Below are 14465 nucleotides of genomic sequence, written 5' to 3' on the forward strand. Positions count from 1 at the left end.
TTTTCAAATCAAATGATTTATTTAGCCTCGCTGTAAAGGCGAGCTACTTCATCCCAGTTCACAACATTCCAGAATGCTGAAATGTAATCAGGACGACGGTTTTGGTAGTTTAGGTAGTAAGCATGCTCCCAAACGTCTAGTCCTAGAATTGGCGTTTTTCCTTCAGTTAAAGGAGAATCTTGGTTTGGCGTGCTTGTGATTTCAAGTTTTCCGTTGTTCACAACAAGCCATGCCCAACCAGAACCAAAGCGTCCTGCAGCTGCTGCAGCGAAATCAGATTTGAATTTTTCAAATCCGCCTAATTCTTTTTCGATTGCATCTGCAAGTTCACCAGTTGGTGCGCCGCCACCGTTTGGTGAAAGAAGCGTCCAGAATAATGAGTGGTTCGCATGTCCTCCGCCATTGTTGCGTACAGCTGTACGAATGTTTTCAGGCACTGAGTTTAAGTTAGCCACTAGCTCTTCAATTGATTGATCTTCAAGAGCTGATACACCTTCGATTGCTTTGTTTAAGTTTGTTACGTATGTGTTGTGGTGTTTAGTGTGGTGAATCGTCATTGTTTCCTTGTCGATATGTGGTTCTAATGCATCGTAAGCATATGGTAATTCTGGAAGTTTAAAAGCCATGGTTAAATTCCTCCTTAAAATGTATGTACTGAAATGCTTCCTTTGTAAGTCAGCAATTCACCCTACTCAAAGAGTATCAAAAGAAACAGCTTGTTTCAACGTTATTGCTCATGTTCTGAAACATTTCAGTGTTTATTTTGTATTTAGCCCTTTTGAAAAAGTTTTAAACACCCTTTTTCAACTTAGCGAAGGACATAAAATAAAAAGATGCCAAGCATCAGCGCTTGAATCAATCCTTTTGCAAAAACACCTGATACAAATCCAATTAATGAGCCTAATCCGACTTTCACACTCGTCTTCAGATCTTTTTGATGAACAAGGAGCTCTGCAATGACACTCCCAAGAAATGGACCAATAATAATTCCTGCAATGGGTATCACAAAAGGACCAGCTAATAACCCAATGGTGCTTCCCCAAATAGCTGCCTTGCTGCCGCCAAAGCGCTTTACCCCAATCAGGTTTGAGACATAATCTGCCGCAAATAAGACGGCAGTAAACATGGCTTGAATAAGCCAGAACGTCAGTGTAAGCGGCTCGAAGCTAAAGAAGAAACCATATAGAATAAATCCGAGAACCATAAAGACTACACTCGGGATAATTGGATAAACCAGTCCAACAAACGCAATGATAAATGCACAGCCAATCAGTATCCAATACAAAATGTCCAAGACCCTGCCGCCTCCTTTTATATGCTGTATACATTATGCCTCATTCCTTCTATCTTAACCAGTGATGAAGGCCATACTTGTACTTGATGGATAGACATTGATACAATATGAGAAATAGAAAAGAATGTAGGAAGTGAATGGGTATTGAACGTATTTAATCTATTGTTAAAAGGAATTTATTCACCAAAAGATATTGCTAAAGCACGCTTTACAGGGATCGGTAAAGCAATTTTATTCATTTTTATCCTTTCAATCATCGCAGCAGTTCCTCAGGGGTATCATATGAGCCAAGAGATCTCGAATGCGATGTCAGGATTTCAGCATGTGATCAAAAAAGATTTACCCGACTTTTCAATCGAAAAAGGAAAACTTCAAGCGGATCAAAGTGCACCAATAGAAAAAGAAGAAAACGGCATCACGATCATCTTTGATCCTGCTGAAAAAATAAAAGCAAGTGAGCTAGAATCAAAGCAAACGGCCATCGCTTTATTAAAGGAAAAAGCAGTGATTGCCATTGATGGGCAAATGACAGATATCCCCTACCAGCTTCTTGGCGGAACGCTGACAAAAGATGAACTCGCCCGCGTCACAAATCAGAACCAAGCGATTATCATCCCTGTCATCTGTGTACTACTATATTTATCAACTGCGGCTCTCATGTTTATCAGCGCAACATTCCTTGCGATGCTCGGTACATTTATTAAACGAATGCAGCAAAAAGAGCTGTCCTTTCAAATGCTTTGGAAGCTCTCCGCTTATTCACTCACATTAACAACGGTCTTTTTCGCCATTATGAGTGCATTAAACACGCCTGTTGCAAACTCATTTTTATTAAATTGGGTCATTAACTTTATCTTTTTATATCTTGTTGTGAAAGAAATTCCTGCCAAAAAAAGCAAATGATCCATCCAACAAGGATTTGTCTACACAATGAAAGCTCCCCCGGCTCGGAGGAGCTTTTTATGTATGTTCATGCTAGGACTCATCTGGATGGATGATTGCAAACAAATAGTGATCCTCCCACACTCCATTAATCTTTACTTTTTTACGATTTAGTCCCTCATGTTCAAAACCTGTCTTTTCAAGTACACGAATGGAACCCTTATTACTCGGCTTTACTCCAGCCTCAATACGATGGAGATTCAACTCAAAAAAGGCATATTCAATGATTAAGCGAATGGCTTCTGTCATATATCCATTTCCGCCCTGCCTTTGATCGAGTACATACCCGAGCCAAGCTCCTTCTATCGGACCTCTTACGACAGAACTTAATGAGATCGTCCCAATTAAAGCATCGGTTTCATTTAAGAAAATACCGTGCATGTAAGATTCATCTTGTGCACTTCTTTGCCTACTCCGCTGAATTCGCTCAATTTGGCGAGGTAACGTGAAGAAATCATCTTTGATTAAAGGTGTAAATTCCTGAGTATATGAGCGGTTCTCAAGCTCTAATGTTAACAGTGATTCTGCATCATTTTCTGTTAGTGTTCTCACATATATATGCTGACTAACCTTCTTCATAAAATCCCCATTATTATTTTATCATACTGGCCATATGAGGTTGCTCTCCTATTTACTACACCAACGACCCAAGAAGTTTTTATTACAAGACATACTAGGACTAACTAGAACCATCCTTTCCAGCTTTTCTCCTCTTTTTGGTTCTATCATTTCAGGACATGCATAGACTGAAGTAAACTCTTAAAAGCGGTGAGTAAAATGCGGCGAATTCTTTTTTTACTAATCAGTTTGTTTGTCCTCTTTATTATCTTTTTTGATTTAAAAAATGGAACCATTCCTGTTGAGGAAAACCCAGCTGTCCCAGCAAGTGCCCTTCAAACAGCTGAGAAAAAGACATATAAGAACGTCACTGTAAAACAAGGTGAAACGGTCCTCTCCATCGTACATACAAGCAAGCCGCTTGATGACGTCATTAAAGATTTCGAGGAGCTGAATCAAGGTGTTAAAGCGAACGAAATCAGGGCAGGCAGCACATATAAGTTTCCTGTCTATAAGAGATAAAACGTTAATTCCTTGTCATTCATACAAAGAGACTGTTACAATATGAACTGTAAAACACGACGTACACGGCAAAGGATTGCTTGTACACTAAGGAGCGATTGACAAGTGAGTGAAGTCACACATCGTACTAAAACGCGTCCCGTCAAAGTGGGACCTTTAACTATAGGTGGAAATAATGAGGTTGTCATTCAAAGTATGGCAACAACCAAAACACATGATGTCGAAGCGACAGTCGCTGAAATTAAACGTTTAGAAGAGGCAGGCTGTCAAATCGTGCGTGTCGCATGTCCAGATGAGCGTGCAGCAAATGCAATTGCGGACATTAAAAAGCAAATTAACATCCCGCTTGTTGTGGATATTCATTTTGACTATAAGCTTGCCCTGAAAGCGATTGAAGCAGGCGCAGACAAAATCCGAATCAATCCAGGAAACATCGGAAGAAGAGAAAAAGTCGAAGCGGTTGTCAAAGCAGCAAAAGAAAAAGGCATTCCAATCCGTATTGGCGTAAACGCTGGTTCATTAGAGAAAAAAATTCTTGATAAATACGGCTACCCAACAGCAGATGGTATGGTCGAAAGTGCACTGCATCACATTAAAATTTTAGAAGACCTAGACTTTCATGACATCATCGTCAGTATGAAAGCATCTGATGTAAACCTTGCAATTGAAGCATACGAAAAAGCGGCTAAAGCCTTTGATTATCCTCTTCACCTTGGGATTACAGAATCAGGTACGTTATTTGCAGGTACAGTCAAAAGTGCAGCTGGACTAGGCGCTATTTTGAATATGGGGATTGGGAACACACTCCGTATCTCATTAAGCGCTGACCCAGTTGAGGAAGTAAAAGTAGCACGTGAATTGTTGAAATCATTTGGTCTTGCATCAAATGCAGCAACACTGATCTCCTGCCCAACTTGTGGACGAATTGAAATTGACCTCATCAGCATTGCAAATGAAGTCGAAGAATATATTTCTAAAATTAAAGCACCGATTAAAGTAGCTGTTCTCGGCTGCGCTGTTAACGGTCCAGGTGAAGCGCGTGAAGCGGACATCGGAATCGCAGGCGCTAGAGGCGAAGGCTTATTGTTCCGTAAAGGTGAAATTGTTCGTAAAGTACCGGAAGAAACAATGGTCGAAGAACTGAAAAAAGAAATTGATAAAATCGCTGAAGAACATTATGCGAAAATGGAAGCTGAAAAAGAAAAACAAGCGAATGCCTAACAAAAAACGCCTGACGTCATAGTCAGGCGTTTTTCTGTTCTTGTTAAAAGAACGGGGTGATAAATATGCCTAGGATGACGGAAACAATTCCGATCCCAATTGACCACGCGCCAAGCGCATGTGCTCCTTTTCTTCGTGCAATATAACCAACGACGATTGCCGCTACCCCTAATAGCACCGGCAAGACAAATAATGAGATAATCGCAATCGCGAGTGCTGTATAGCCTATCCCTTTACTGCCTGAATCGTCACCTGCTTGGTCACGTCCTCGTCTATCTTCTCGATCTCTTGAAGCTTGATATGGCTCTGCAATTTCAGCAGCTGTTTCCTCTAAATAGCCATCATCATTACTAAAGTGTGTGTCGATTTCACGATCATTTCTTCTGAAATCCTCGTCTCTTTCCATGATCAATTCCCCCTTTTGGTTAATAGAAAGGAGCTTTTTTAGTATGAGCAAAAATGTCTGTTTCATGATTGCTAAAACTTGCTGGAATTGTGAATTGATTATGTTACACTTTAAGAGTATAAAAATGAGGAGTGTGGGCATGTTACGTTTAGGAATTGATATTGATGGTACAGTGACGGCGCAGGACACCTTTGTTCCCTACTTAAATGAGTCGTTCCAATGTGCCATGACACTAGAAGATATGACAGAGTATGATTTGACGAAGCTTTTAAAGATTTCTCAAGAAGAATTTTGGGGCTGGATGGATCAGCACGAGCCTCTTATTTATAAACAGGCAGAGCCTGCTGAGGGTGCAAAAGAGATCCTCGAACAAATGAAGCAGCAGCACAGACTGATTTATATTACCGCAAGAAGGCAGCAGCATTCAGATATCACCTACAAGTGGTTTCAAGAACATGACGTGCACTATGATGCTATTGAGCTGGTTGGCGGTCATCATAAGCTGGAAGCCGTTCAAAAGCACAAAATTGATGTATTTTTTGAAGACCATCATGGCAATGCCACAATGATTGCAAAAGAGGCTGACATCCCGGTTATCCTTTTTAACTCCCCTTATAACCAGATGCCGATCGACGACAGAATTATACGCGTAAACAACTGGCAGGAAGCATCTAAGTGGATCAAACAATACGAGCAGCGTCTGCAAACTGCTTATTAATGTAACTGAGCGAGCACCGAAGCGGAACAAACTCGAGGATTTGTCTACACGCTGAAGCCGATACATTTAATGCATCGGCTTTTTTAATGGAGCAAGCTGCCCTTCTTTCATGAGGAAATGGTAAAGTGCCCCCTTCATGCCTGCCTGATTTAAGTAGCAGCAAGTTTCGAGCTTCACCTGAATGTTCTTCCATGCATGCAGTGTATGTAAATGTTTTTCAATATTTTGTAATAAATCTGGTCTTGCACTTACGCCTCCTCCGATGAGAATTTTCTCCGGGTTAAGAACAGTCGCTACATTGTAAACGCCAATGGCTATTCGCTTGTACCATTGATCCACCAGCTTCTCAATGGCCGGATCATGCTTCGCCTTTTCAAAAATTTCTTGACCGTCTATTTGAGTACTTTGCGGTATTCCTTGCTTTTCTTTATAGCTCCGAATTAATCCAGCCGTTGAAGCGCTGCTGTTAAGAGTTGTAAACTGGCCATTTTCCGTTTCTGTCAGCATCATGCCAAATTCACCACCGCGGAAGGATGCACCGCGCACAAGCTGACCATTAGCAAAAATACCCCCGCCGACACCCGTGCCAATTGTCATACAAATAAAGCTGTCACAATCTTTCGCATGACCGCTGTATTTTTCTGCGAGAGCTGCACAGTTCGCATCATTTTCCACTTCTACACGAAGAGACGTTTTCTCTTCTAAAAGTGCTTTTACATTTTGACCATTTAAGGCGATGATGGCGCCTGCAAATTCTGTATAACCTGATTCACTGTCCACAAAGCCTGGTAGACTGATGGCGATACCACTGATATTCGTCATCCTTTGATATTCCTTGACCACATCTGCCATGGCTTCTAAAAACGGTTCAAGCTGCCGGCAGTTCGTCTGATAGTCACCGCTAGAGACCAGCTTTCCATCCTGATCCATTAATCCATGTTTCGTTCTCGTCCCGCCTACATCAAACACGACATAATAGGCCACCTTTACCCCTCCCTTTACTTCAAAATGTAGTACCTTGATCTCATTTTAATGAAACAGCCTCCCTTTGTAAAACGTTTTCAAAAGAGAAAACAAAAAAGCCAGCTCCAGGGCTGGCTTTCTCATGAGTGAACTTCCTTCGGTTCGCAGGAAGGACACGTTCCATATATTTCAAATTTATGTCCGCTAATATGATAATCCTCTAAATCGGCGTCGAGCTTGTCCATTGGGCAGGCATCGATCTCTTTTGTTTTCCCGCATGTAAGACAAATGAAGTGATGGTGATGATGGGAAAATGAACATTTAAAACGGAATAGTTTCTCCCCTGACAATTCTGTTGTTTCTAATATTCCAAGGTCTTCATATAGTGACAAGTTTCGATAAATCGTATCAAAGCTGAGACCAGGGTAGTCTTCACTTAGTGCCGTCAGCACATTTTTAGCCGTCAAGTATTTATCAGAATCAGAAAACAATTGAAGCATGTCTTCACGTTTGCTTGTATATTTGTAGCCTTTTTCCTTTAATAAATCAAGCGCTTCTTGTACGTTCATGTTGATTCCCCCTTCTGAATTTCCCAATACTAATACACCCGATTAAAATCAAGATAGACAGCATCACAATGGTTCCGCCTGGCGCTAAATCAAGATAATAGCTTAAAATCAATCCGGCCAATACAGACAATTCACCAAATAAGATCGAAAGGAAAATTGCCTGTTTGAATCCTTTGGCAATGCGGATACTTGCCGCAACAGGAAGCGTCATGAGCGCCGACACAAGCAGTGTACCGACGATACGCATCGATGCCGCAATGACAAGTGCAACGACTAAGATAAAAATAAAATGAATCCATTTTGCTGAAATACCAGAAGCCTTTGCATGCTCTTCATCAAAAGAAAGCAGAAACAATTCTTTATATAAAAGCACAACAACTAACACAACAACGAGTGAGATCCCTACAATAATCCAAAGATCAAGTCTTGAAACCGCACTGACACTTCCGAATAAATAACTAAACAAATCTGTATTAAAGCCATTCGCTAGTGAAATGAAGATGACGGAGATCCCAATACCCCCTGATAAAATAATAGGAATGGCAAGCTCCTGATAATGCTTATACACTGAGCGCAGGCGTTCAATAAACAATGAACCCGCAACAGAAAAAGCCATCCCTAAGTAGAGCGGGCTTACCCCTGTCAAAAGGCCAAACTTTTTATCAAGAAATAGACTTGCGGCAATACCGGCAAGTGATACGTGACTGAGGGCATCTGCAATAAGCGAGAGCCTTCTTACGACAATAAATACACCAAGTAAGGGCGCAATAAAACCAATCAGTATACCTGCGATAAACGCATTTTGTAAAAATTCATAATGAAAAAATGGAAATAGCATTATTCATGTCCCCCATGATGGTGATGGTCGTGATGAATCACTTGAATGTCATGCCCGTAAAATTGGGATAGCACCTGATCATCCATTGAATCAAACGCTTCTGCATCCCCGTGGAAATGCAGTGTCTGATTTAAACAAGCCACATGGGTGACTTTATCAGAAACGGTGCCAACGTCGTGTGTGACGAGAATTAAAGACATTCCTTTTTCTTTGTTCAATGTTTCGAGCAGCTGATAAAAGCCTTCTACTGTCCGCTGGTCTACTCCAACCGTGGGCTCATCCAAAATGAGCAGCTTCGGCTGGCTGACAAGCGCACGGGCAATAAATGCACGCTGCTGCTGTCCGCCAGAAAGCTCACCGATGTTTTGATGCTTTAAATCTTGTATGCCAACTGAGCGAATGGCATCTTCTACTTGCCATTTATCCTGCTTGCTCATTCGTTTAAACAAACCAATTTTCGCGGTCAGTCCGCTTGCGACGACCTCATATACAGAAGCAGGGAAACCCGTATTAAAGCTATTCGCCTTTTGAGAAACAAATCCAATTTGATCCCAGTCTCTAAATTTTGAAACAGGCGTGCCAAATAGCTTTAATTCACCTTGCTGCGGTTTAATGAGCCCAAGCAGGCATTTTAATAAGGTTGTTTTACCAGAACCATTCGGTCCAACAAGTGCTAGAAAGTTTCCTTCCTCTACTGTTAAATGAATGTGCTCAATGACATTTCGCTGTCCATACGAGTACGAAATGTCCTTCATTTCAATAATTGGCTTTGCCATGAATCTTTCCACCTTTAATCAATATAAAAAGAATGATTACGATTTATACAACAAAAAGAAAATGGCTTTTGCCATTTTCTCTGTCCATACATACATTTCATTATATAAAAGAAAGATAAAAAAGTAAAATAAAAGCTAATGAATGGCTGTTTTGAACTTACCGCCTTTTGTTTCATGCGTATCCATAATCGTGATAAATGCTTGGTCATCAATTTCAAATACAATGGATTTCAGCTTTGTAATTTCAAGCCTTGTGACAACGGCGTAGATGACATCTTTTTCTTCATCTGTATAGCCGCCTTTTCCTCTCAGCTTTGTCGTTCCCCTGCCGAGTCGATGCAGAATCGCATCTGAAATTTCATCATAATAGTCTGATACGATAATCACAGCTTTTGTTTCATCAAGCCCTTGAATAACAGCATCAATTGTTTTCATTGCCAAATAATATGTCATGACAGAATACATAGCCTGCTCTGGTCCGAAAACAAAGCCTGCCCAAATAAAAATGAACACATTGACGATCATGACAAACTCACCGACGGAGAAAGGAATTTTTTTCGTCAGAAGAATTCCCAAGATCTCTGTTCCATCCATTGAACCTCCATTACGGATGACAAGTCCAACACCAAATCCAAGTAATAGCCCTCCAAATACAGTGGCTAAGATCGGCTGTGTTGTAAATGCCTCCACATGATGAAGTGAAGATTCAATCACGGCTAAGCTGACAATCCCAATCACAGTGGAAATCAGAAAGGTTTTCCCAATATGCTTGTATCCTGATATCATAAATGGAATATTTAAAATGACAACAATCGTCGCAAAATTTATAAACGGGTTATCTGTAAAGAGATAATCCAAAATAAGCGAAATGCCGATGATGCCTCCATCAATAATATTGTTTGGCACTAAAAATAATTCAATGCTGACTGCTGCACATGCAGCTCCTACTAGAATCAGAAAAATTCTCAAAATAAAATGAGGCACTGATTCCTTTCTATGCTGTTTACTATTTGCCATACGTTCTCCCTTCTACACATGTTAAATTTTCAATGAACATTTTATTCACTTTACTATTTTATCATTTCACAGAATAAAATAAAATTTTTTGCACATTTTCCGTTTTCGCCCATACATTGTTACAGAGGGGAGGAATGGAATTGATTTTAATTCAAAAAATTGTCCTGCAGCGGCTCAATCAGATCACAGCAAACGATCTGTTAAGGTATGCGAAACAGTACGGCGTCAGTTTAACGTCTCATCAAGCTGCTGAGGTTGCCAAACTCATGAACGGGAAAAACATCAATATTTTTAATGACTCAGAGCGTAACCGGCTTCTTAAGCAAGTGGAAGCGATTACTTCTAAACAGACAGCACAGACTGTGAATGATTTGTTTAACCAGTTTACAAGTTAAGCAAAAAAGGGCCGCATTTAGCGGCACCTCAACATGTTGCATCCTTTTTTACTGACCCGTAATTTTGTCTAGTAAGCCTTCATCAAATTGCTTTTCTTTCAGCATCGCAATTTCGAATTTGTAAGGTGGTTTTTTGTTCTTTTTATCTTCACCTACATAAGGCGTTTCTAGAATTTTCGGCACATCTTGAAGCTGCGGATGATGCACAATATAGCTCAGTGCATCGAAACCAATTTCACCAAAACCGATATTTTCATGTCGGTCTTTTCTTGCGCCTTGTACGTTTTTACTGTCATTAATATGAAGAACTTTGATTCGGTCAATACCGACGATTCGGTCAAATTCTTCTAATACACCATCAAAGTCACTCACAATCGGGTAACCAGCATCATGCGTGTGACACGTATCAAAGCAGACAGAAAGAGCTTCGTTATGTGTCACTCCGTCGATAATTTGGGCAAGCTCTTCAAAGCTTCTTCCGCACTCTGATCCTTTTCCTGCCATTGTTTCAAGTGCAATTTGAACCTCTTGACCTTTTACAATGACTTCGTTTAAACCTTCAATGATTTTTTGAATCCCTGCTTCTGCCCCTGCTCCGACATGCGCACCCGGGTGGAGAACAATTTGTCTTGCTCCCAGCGCTTTTGTACGCTCAATCTCAGATCGAAGAAAGTCTACACCAAGCTCAAATGTCGCTGGATTCACTGTATTTCCAATATTGATAATATACGGAGCATGCACGACGATATCCGTCATGCCATGCTCTTTCATATGCGCTTGTCCAGCTTCAATATTCAGGTCTTCAATTTTTTTGCGGCGCGTATTTTGCGGTGCACCTGTATAAATCATAAACGTATTCGAACCATAAGAGGCAGCTTCCTCACTCGCTGCAAGAAGCATATGTTTTCCGCTCATGGATACATGTGAACCAATCTTTAACAATGTTTCCCCCTACTTTCCATTACGCTTTGACTTTCTACGTTCCTGTCTTTTGATTTTATCCATCTCACGTGTCATTTTCTTTTTATATCCAGGTTTGACGGCTTTCGGTTTTCTCACAAGACGTTTTGCTTTTTCTTCAATTTCATTCGGGGCTTTTTTACGTCTTTGACGCTTCAGACGGTCATCTGCATCTCGCCATTCGCCATGAACAATGGTTTTGTTTTCAAACACAACGCCCATTTTCTCAATTTGAATGAGTGCATCCTCATCAGCCAGCTCATAAATGGTCATGGCAATTCCAGATGAACCCGCACGAGCTGTTCTTCCAACTCGGTGCACATAAAAATCAAGATCAGATGGAAGTTCATAGTTAATCACGTGGCTGACACCTTTGATGTCAATCCCGCGTGCTGCAAGATCAGATGCCACAATATAAGTGAACTCCAAATCTTCAATTTGTTTCATGACTTTTTTACGTTCGCGCGGCGTTAATCCGCCATGAAGCACACCGATTTTCATTCCTTTTTCTTGTAGGAATGCGGCGATTTCATCAACAGTTGTTTTTGTATTGGCAAAAATGATTCCTAAATAAGGCTGTACATTCGTCACCATTTCATGGAGCAATTTTAATTTATCACGCTGTTTAGACGGAACTAAAATATGCTGAATGTTTTCTGCTGTAATCCGTTTTGGTTCAACATGCGCATACTTTGGATTGTCCATATATTTTTTCAGGAAAGGCTTTAGTTTTTCTGGAATGGTTGCAGAGAACACAAGCATTTGCAGCTGTTCTGGCATTTGTGCACCAATACGGTCCACATCTTCTAAAAATCCCATATCCAGCATTAAATCAGCTTCATCAATAACAAGAGAGGTCGCTTTATAAACATTCAGCGCCTGCTCATGAATGAGGTCAGCAATACGTCCAGGTGTGCCGACAACCAAATGCGGCTGGTTTTTTAGCTTTTGAATTGATTTCTGCTTGTCCGTTCCGCCAATGTAAAGCTTTGCTTTGATCTCTTCTTCTGGAGAAGCATTCTTTAAAATCGTTTGAGCTTCTTTGAAAATTTGATTGGCTAATTCTCTTGTAGGTGCAGTAATCACCACTTGTACCTGTTCTTTGCTTGGATCAATTGAATGAATCAGCGGCAGTAAGTAGGCATGAGTTTTTCCTGTTCCGGTTTGTGACTGGCCAATCACGCTTTCTCCTTTTAAAACAGCAGGTATGATTCTTTTTTGAATATCAGTCGGCTCATAAAAGCCTAGTTCATGAATAGCATCTATAATAAAAGGCTTTAATTCATATGTCGTAAATTTCGTTTCTTTCATGTTTTCACTCCTTAAGGCAATGCCTTTTTGCTCATCTCCTCATTATAGCTGATTTTCAGTAAAAAAACCATGTCCGCTTTTCCTACAGGAAACCAATTGGTGCTTCCTTGCATAACCTATGAAGAGAAAGAGAATGCAGTAAGGGAGGTACAAGTATGTTAGGGCAAAGGCCTATGGGCGATTTTCAGCCGCGCCGTCCCTCACGCCGGCACCTTGGAAATGGCGGACAGCCCGGAATGTTTCAAAGAGGACAGCAGCCTCCTATCCAGCAGCCTTTTCAAGGGCAGGGCAATCCATTTCAGCAAATGATGCCTCGCTCCCCGTCTGTACAGGGAGGCGGTTTACCCGGGATGGGTGGAATTCCAGGAGGTGAGAGCCGTGCACTAGGCGGCGGCGCAGGAATTAAAGGCATGCTCTCTAAATTTCTTCCTGGCGCAGGAGGAGCTGGAGTCTCTGGAGGTGGTGCGGGAGTACAAGGAATCCAGAGCTTCACAAATCCTGCAACCCTCTCAAGCATGTTAGGAAATGTTCAAAAAGTGCTCGGGATGGCGCAGCAATTTACGCCAATGATTCAGCAATACGGTCCATTAGTGAGAAATTTGCCTGCGATGATTAAACTGTACAGCCAGCTTGGCAGTGCGGATGATGATGAAGAAAGTGCAAATGATGCTGATGCAGAATCAGCGGAGACTAGCGCGGAAACAGAAGTGCCCGAGGAAGAAGCACAAACTGACGAAATAGAAAAAAATAAAGAACCAGAAGACATCCTCGTCAAAAAAACAGCACCTCACACATCACCTGCTCCTGAAGCAAAACCGAAAAAAAGATCTGGCAGCTCTGTTCCAAAACTATATGTCTAGTGATCTTTTAACGGCGAAGTGTTCACTGCGTATAACAATCTTTGATATATACGCTTACTTTGGCTATAATGGAAGCAAGAGAATGATAAAAAGCCGTTTTTTACGGCTTTTTATATTGTTCTTCTCTAGCAGCACTTCCCTACAGGAGGACGAATAAATGAATGTAATTAAAATATCGCCGCGTGGCTATTGCTATGGCGTTGTGGATGCAATGGTCATTGCTAAAAATGCCGCACTTGATAAGAACTTGCCACGCCCAATTTATATATTAGGAATGATTGTGCACAACAAACATGTCACTGATGCCTTCGAAGAAGATGGTATTTACACACTGGACGGACCAAACCGCTTAGACATTTTAAAGCAGGTTGAAAGCGGAACAGTCATTTTCACGGCTCACGGCGTTTCTCCTGAGGTTCGTCAAATCGCAGAAGAAAAAGGCCTTGTCACCATTGATGCGACCTGTCCAGATGTAACGAAAACTCACGAACTCATTTCAGAGAAAACAGCCGATGGCTATGACATTATTTATATTGGGAAAAAGGGTCATCCTGAGCCAGAAGGAGCTGTCGGAGTAGCCCCTGACAAGGTACACCTTGTCGAAACAGAAGCTGACATTGAGGCACTCGATTTAACATCAGAAAAACTGCTTATCACGAACCAAACGACGATGTCTCAATGGGATGTCCACGACCTGATGGAGCTGATTAAAGAGAAATACCCTCACGTCGAGTATCATCAAGAAATTTGTCTTGCGACACAGGTGCGTCAGGAAGCAGTATCGCAGCAAGCTGGCCAAGCCGATTTAACCATTGTTGTCGGCGATCCAAAAAGTAATAACTCTAACCGTCTCGCACAAGTGTCAATGGAGATTGCCGGAACGCAGGCTTACCGTATTGGCGACTTAAGTGAACTAAAGCTGGAGTGGCTGCAGGGCGTCAAAACCGTTGCCGTTACTGCTGGTGCTTCAACACCAACACCTATTACAAAGGAAGTCATTCGTTTCTTAGAAAACTATGAACCAGATGATGAAACGACTTGGAAGATTGAACGGACTGTTCCCCTTTCTAAAATTTTACCTCGCGTCAAAACAAAGAAATAAGAAAACGTCAGAG

18 protein-coding genes are annotated in these 14465 nt (G+C 41.3%); 7 read left to right on the forward strand and 11 right to left on the reverse strand.

The window, feature by feature from the left end; all coding sequences use genetic code 11:
* Nucleotides 1-17: 17 nt before the first annotated feature.
* Both sodA and NSS65_RS11765 read right to left on the reverse strand, forming a co-directional pair.
* Nucleotides 18-626: a superoxide dismutase SodA gene (sodA, locus tag NSS65_RS11760; protein WP_007501264.1), complete on the reverse strand. Its 609-nt coding sequence runs from the start codon at nucleotides 624-626 to the stop codon at nucleotides 18-20.
* A 182-nt stretch (nucleotides 627-808) separates the two neighbouring features.
* A complete protein-coding gene (locus NSS65_RS11765; protein ID WP_024427974.1) occupies nucleotides 809-1294 on the reverse strand; it encodes a DUF456 domain-containing protein in 486 nt (161 codons plus the stop codon).
* A 144-nt stretch (nucleotides 1295-1438) separates the two neighbouring features.
* Between NSS65_RS11765 and NSS65_RS11770 the strand changes: the two genes are divergently transcribed.
* Nucleotides 1439-2197: a DUF1189 domain-containing protein gene (locus tag NSS65_RS11770; RefSeq protein ID WP_041117993.1), complete on the forward strand. Its 759-nt coding sequence runs from the start codon at nucleotides 1439-1441 to the stop codon at nucleotides 2195-2197.
* A gap of 72 nt (nucleotides 2198-2269) precedes the next feature.
* Here the strand turns inward: NSS65_RS11770 and NSS65_RS11775 are convergent, their stop codons facing one another.
* A complete protein-coding gene (locus tag NSS65_RS11775) occupies nucleotides 2270-2815 on the reverse strand; it encodes a GNAT family protein (RefSeq protein ID WP_065214629.1) in 546 nt (181 codons plus the stop codon).
* A 198-nt stretch (nucleotides 2816-3013) separates the two neighbouring features.
* Here NSS65_RS11775 and NSS65_RS11780 point away from each other — a divergent pair, with 198 nt between their 5' ends.
* Both NSS65_RS11780 and ispG read left to right on the forward strand, forming a co-directional pair.
* Entirely contained in the window at nucleotides 3014-3316 is a 303-nt protein-coding gene (locus NSS65_RS11780; RefSeq protein ID WP_039180007.1) for a hypothetical protein, read from the forward strand.
* Between the two features lie 105 nt (nucleotides 3317-3421).
* Nucleotides 3422-4537 (forward strand): flavodoxin-dependent (E)-4-hydroxy-3-methylbut-2-enyl-diphosphate synthase, encoded by a 1116-nt coding sequence (gene ispG, locus NSS65_RS11785; protein ID WP_024423001.1) that lies wholly within the window; start codon nucleotides 3422-3424, stop codon nucleotides 4535-4537.
* A gap of 43 nt (nucleotides 4538-4580) precedes the next feature.
* On the opposite strand, the gene NSS65_RS11790 is transcribed toward ispG, so the two are convergent.
* Nucleotides 4581-4943, reverse strand: coding sequence for a DUF308 domain-containing protein (locus NSS65_RS11790; protein WP_024423002.1), 363 nt, complete (start codon nucleotides 4941-4943; stop codon nucleotides 4581-4583).
* Nucleotides 4944-5082: 139 nt separating this feature from the next.
* Here NSS65_RS11790 and NSS65_RS11795 point away from each other — a divergent pair, with 139 nt between their 5' ends.
* Complete coding sequence (locus NSS65_RS11795) at nucleotides 5083-5661, forward strand: nucleotidase (RefSeq protein WP_041117995.1); 579 nt, start codon at nucleotides 5083-5085, stop codon at nucleotides 5659-5661.
* 66 nt (nucleotides 5662-5727) lie between these two features.
* Here the strand turns inward: NSS65_RS11795 and NSS65_RS11800 are convergent, their stop codons facing one another.
* The 5 genes from NSS65_RS11800 to NSS65_RS11820 form a co-directional block, all read right to left on the reverse strand.
* Nucleotides 5728-6645, reverse strand: a complete 918-nt coding sequence (locus tag NSS65_RS11800) for an ROK family protein (protein WP_065214628.1) — start codon at nucleotides 6643-6645, stop codon at nucleotides 5728-5730.
* Between the two features lie 119 nt (nucleotides 6646-6764).
* A complete protein-coding gene (locus tag NSS65_RS11805) occupies nucleotides 6765-7193 on the reverse strand; it encodes a Fur family transcriptional regulator (RefSeq protein WP_003217433.1) in 429 nt (142 codons plus the stop codon).
* Nucleotides 7171-8031, reverse strand: a complete 861-nt coding sequence (locus NSS65_RS11810; protein WP_034280150.1) for a metal ABC transporter permease — start codon at nucleotides 8029-8031, stop codon at nucleotides 7171-7173. Before NSS65_RS11810 ends, NSS65_RS11805 begins: the two co-directional genes overlap by 23 nt.
* Nucleotides 8031-8807: a metal ABC transporter ATP-binding protein gene (locus NSS65_RS11815; RefSeq protein ID WP_326134819.1), complete on the reverse strand. Its 777-nt coding sequence runs from the start codon at nucleotides 8805-8807 to the stop codon at nucleotides 8031-8033. Before NSS65_RS11815 ends, NSS65_RS11810 begins: the two co-directional genes overlap by 1 nt.
* A 135-nt stretch (nucleotides 8808-8942) precedes the next feature.
* On the reverse strand, nucleotides 8943-9824 hold the full coding sequence (locus NSS65_RS11820; protein ID WP_024427967.1) for a YitT family protein: 882 nt from the start codon (nucleotides 9822-9824) through the stop codon (nucleotides 8943-8945).
* A 140-nt stretch (nucleotides 9825-9964) separates the two neighbouring features.
* On the opposite strand from NSS65_RS11820, the gene NSS65_RS11825 reads away from it, so the two are divergent.
* Nucleotides 9965-10219 (forward strand): DUF2624 domain-containing protein, encoded by a 255-nt coding sequence (locus NSS65_RS11825; RefSeq protein WP_024423008.1) that lies wholly within the window; start codon nucleotides 9965-9967, stop codon nucleotides 10217-10219.
* Between the two features lie 48 nt (nucleotides 10220-10267).
* Here the strand turns inward: NSS65_RS11825 and NSS65_RS11830 are convergent, their stop codons facing one another.
* Together NSS65_RS11830 and NSS65_RS11835 are read right to left on the reverse strand one after the other, a co-directional pair.
* Entirely contained in the window at nucleotides 10268-11161 is an 894-nt protein-coding gene (locus NSS65_RS11830) for a deoxyribonuclease IV (RefSeq protein ID WP_041117997.1), read from the reverse strand.
* Between the two features lie 9 nt (nucleotides 11162-11170).
* A complete protein-coding gene (locus tag NSS65_RS11835) occupies nucleotides 11171-12490 on the reverse strand; it encodes a DEAD/DEAH box helicase (RefSeq protein ID WP_034280145.1) in 1320 nt (439 codons plus the stop codon).
* A gap of 155 nt (nucleotides 12491-12645) precedes the next feature.
* On the opposite strand from NSS65_RS11835, the gene vrrA reads away from it, so the two are divergent.
* The gene (gene vrrA, locus NSS65_RS11840) at nucleotides 12646-13350 is read left to right on the forward strand and encodes a VrrA/YqfQ family protein (protein ID WP_034280143.1); all 705 of its coding nucleotides are present in this window, start codon (nucleotides 12646-12648) and stop codon (nucleotides 13348-13350) included.
* Between the two features lie 157 nt (nucleotides 13351-13507).
* The gene (locus NSS65_RS11845) at nucleotides 13508-14452 is read left to right on the forward strand and encodes a 4-hydroxy-3-methylbut-2-enyl diphosphate reductase (protein ID WP_034280141.1); all 945 of its coding nucleotides are present in this window, start codon (nucleotides 13508-13510) and stop codon (nucleotides 14450-14452) included.
* Nucleotides 14453-14465 lie beyond the last annotated feature (13 nt).

The organism is Bacillus sp. FSL K6-1006, assembly GCF_038593175.1.
Classification (GTDB): Bacteria; Bacillota; Bacilli; order Bacillales; family Bacillaceae; genus Bacillus; species Bacillus safensis.

Excerpts from the sequence above, each read along its gene's own strand:
- sodA (WP_007501264.1), bottom strand. The coding sequence starts at position 626 with ATGGCTTTTAAACTTCCAGAATTACCATATGCTTACGATGCATTAGAA.
- NSS65_RS11775 (WP_065214629.1), bottom strand. The coding sequence starts at position 2,815 with ATGAAGAAGGTTAGTCAGCATATATATGTGAGAACACTAACAGAAAAT.
- NSS65_RS11780 (WP_039180007.1), top strand. The coding sequence starts at position 3,014 with ATGCGGCGAATTCTTTTTTTACTAATCAGTTTGTTTGTCCTCTTTATT.
- NSS65_RS11790 (WP_024423002.1), bottom strand. The coding sequence starts at position 4,943 with ATGGAAAGAGACGAGGATTTCAGAAGAAATGATCGTGAAATCGACACA.
- NSS65_RS11795 (WP_041117995.1), top strand. The coding sequence starts at position 5,083 with ATGTTACGTTTAGGAATTGATATTGATGGTACAGTGACGGCGCAGGAC.
- NSS65_RS11805 (WP_003217433.1), bottom strand. The coding sequence starts at position 7,193 with ATGAACGTACAAGAAGCGCTTGATTTATTAAAGGAAAAAGGCTACAAA.
- NSS65_RS11810 (WP_034280150.1), bottom strand. The coding sequence starts at position 8,031 with ATGCTATTTCCATTTTTTCATTATGAATTTTTACAAAATGCGTTTATC.
- NSS65_RS11815 (WP_326134819.1), bottom strand. The coding sequence starts at position 8,807 with ATGGCAAAGCCAATTATTGAAATGAAGGACATTTCGTACTCGTATGGA.
- NSS65_RS11820 (WP_024427967.1), bottom strand. The coding sequence starts at position 9,824 with ATGGCAAATAGTAAACAGCATAGAAAGGAATCAGTGCCTCATTTTATT.
- NSS65_RS11835 (WP_034280145.1), bottom strand. The coding sequence starts at position 12,490 with ATGAAAGAAACGAAATTTACGACATATGAATTAAAGCCTTTTATTATA.
- vrrA (WP_034280143.1), top strand. The coding sequence starts at position 12,646 with ATGTTAGGGCAAAGGCCTATGGGCGATTTTCAGCCGCGCCGTCCCTCA.
- NSS65_RS11845 (WP_034280141.1), top strand. The coding sequence starts at position 13,508 with ATGAATGTAATTAAAATATCGCCGCGTGGCTATTGCTATGGCGTTGTG.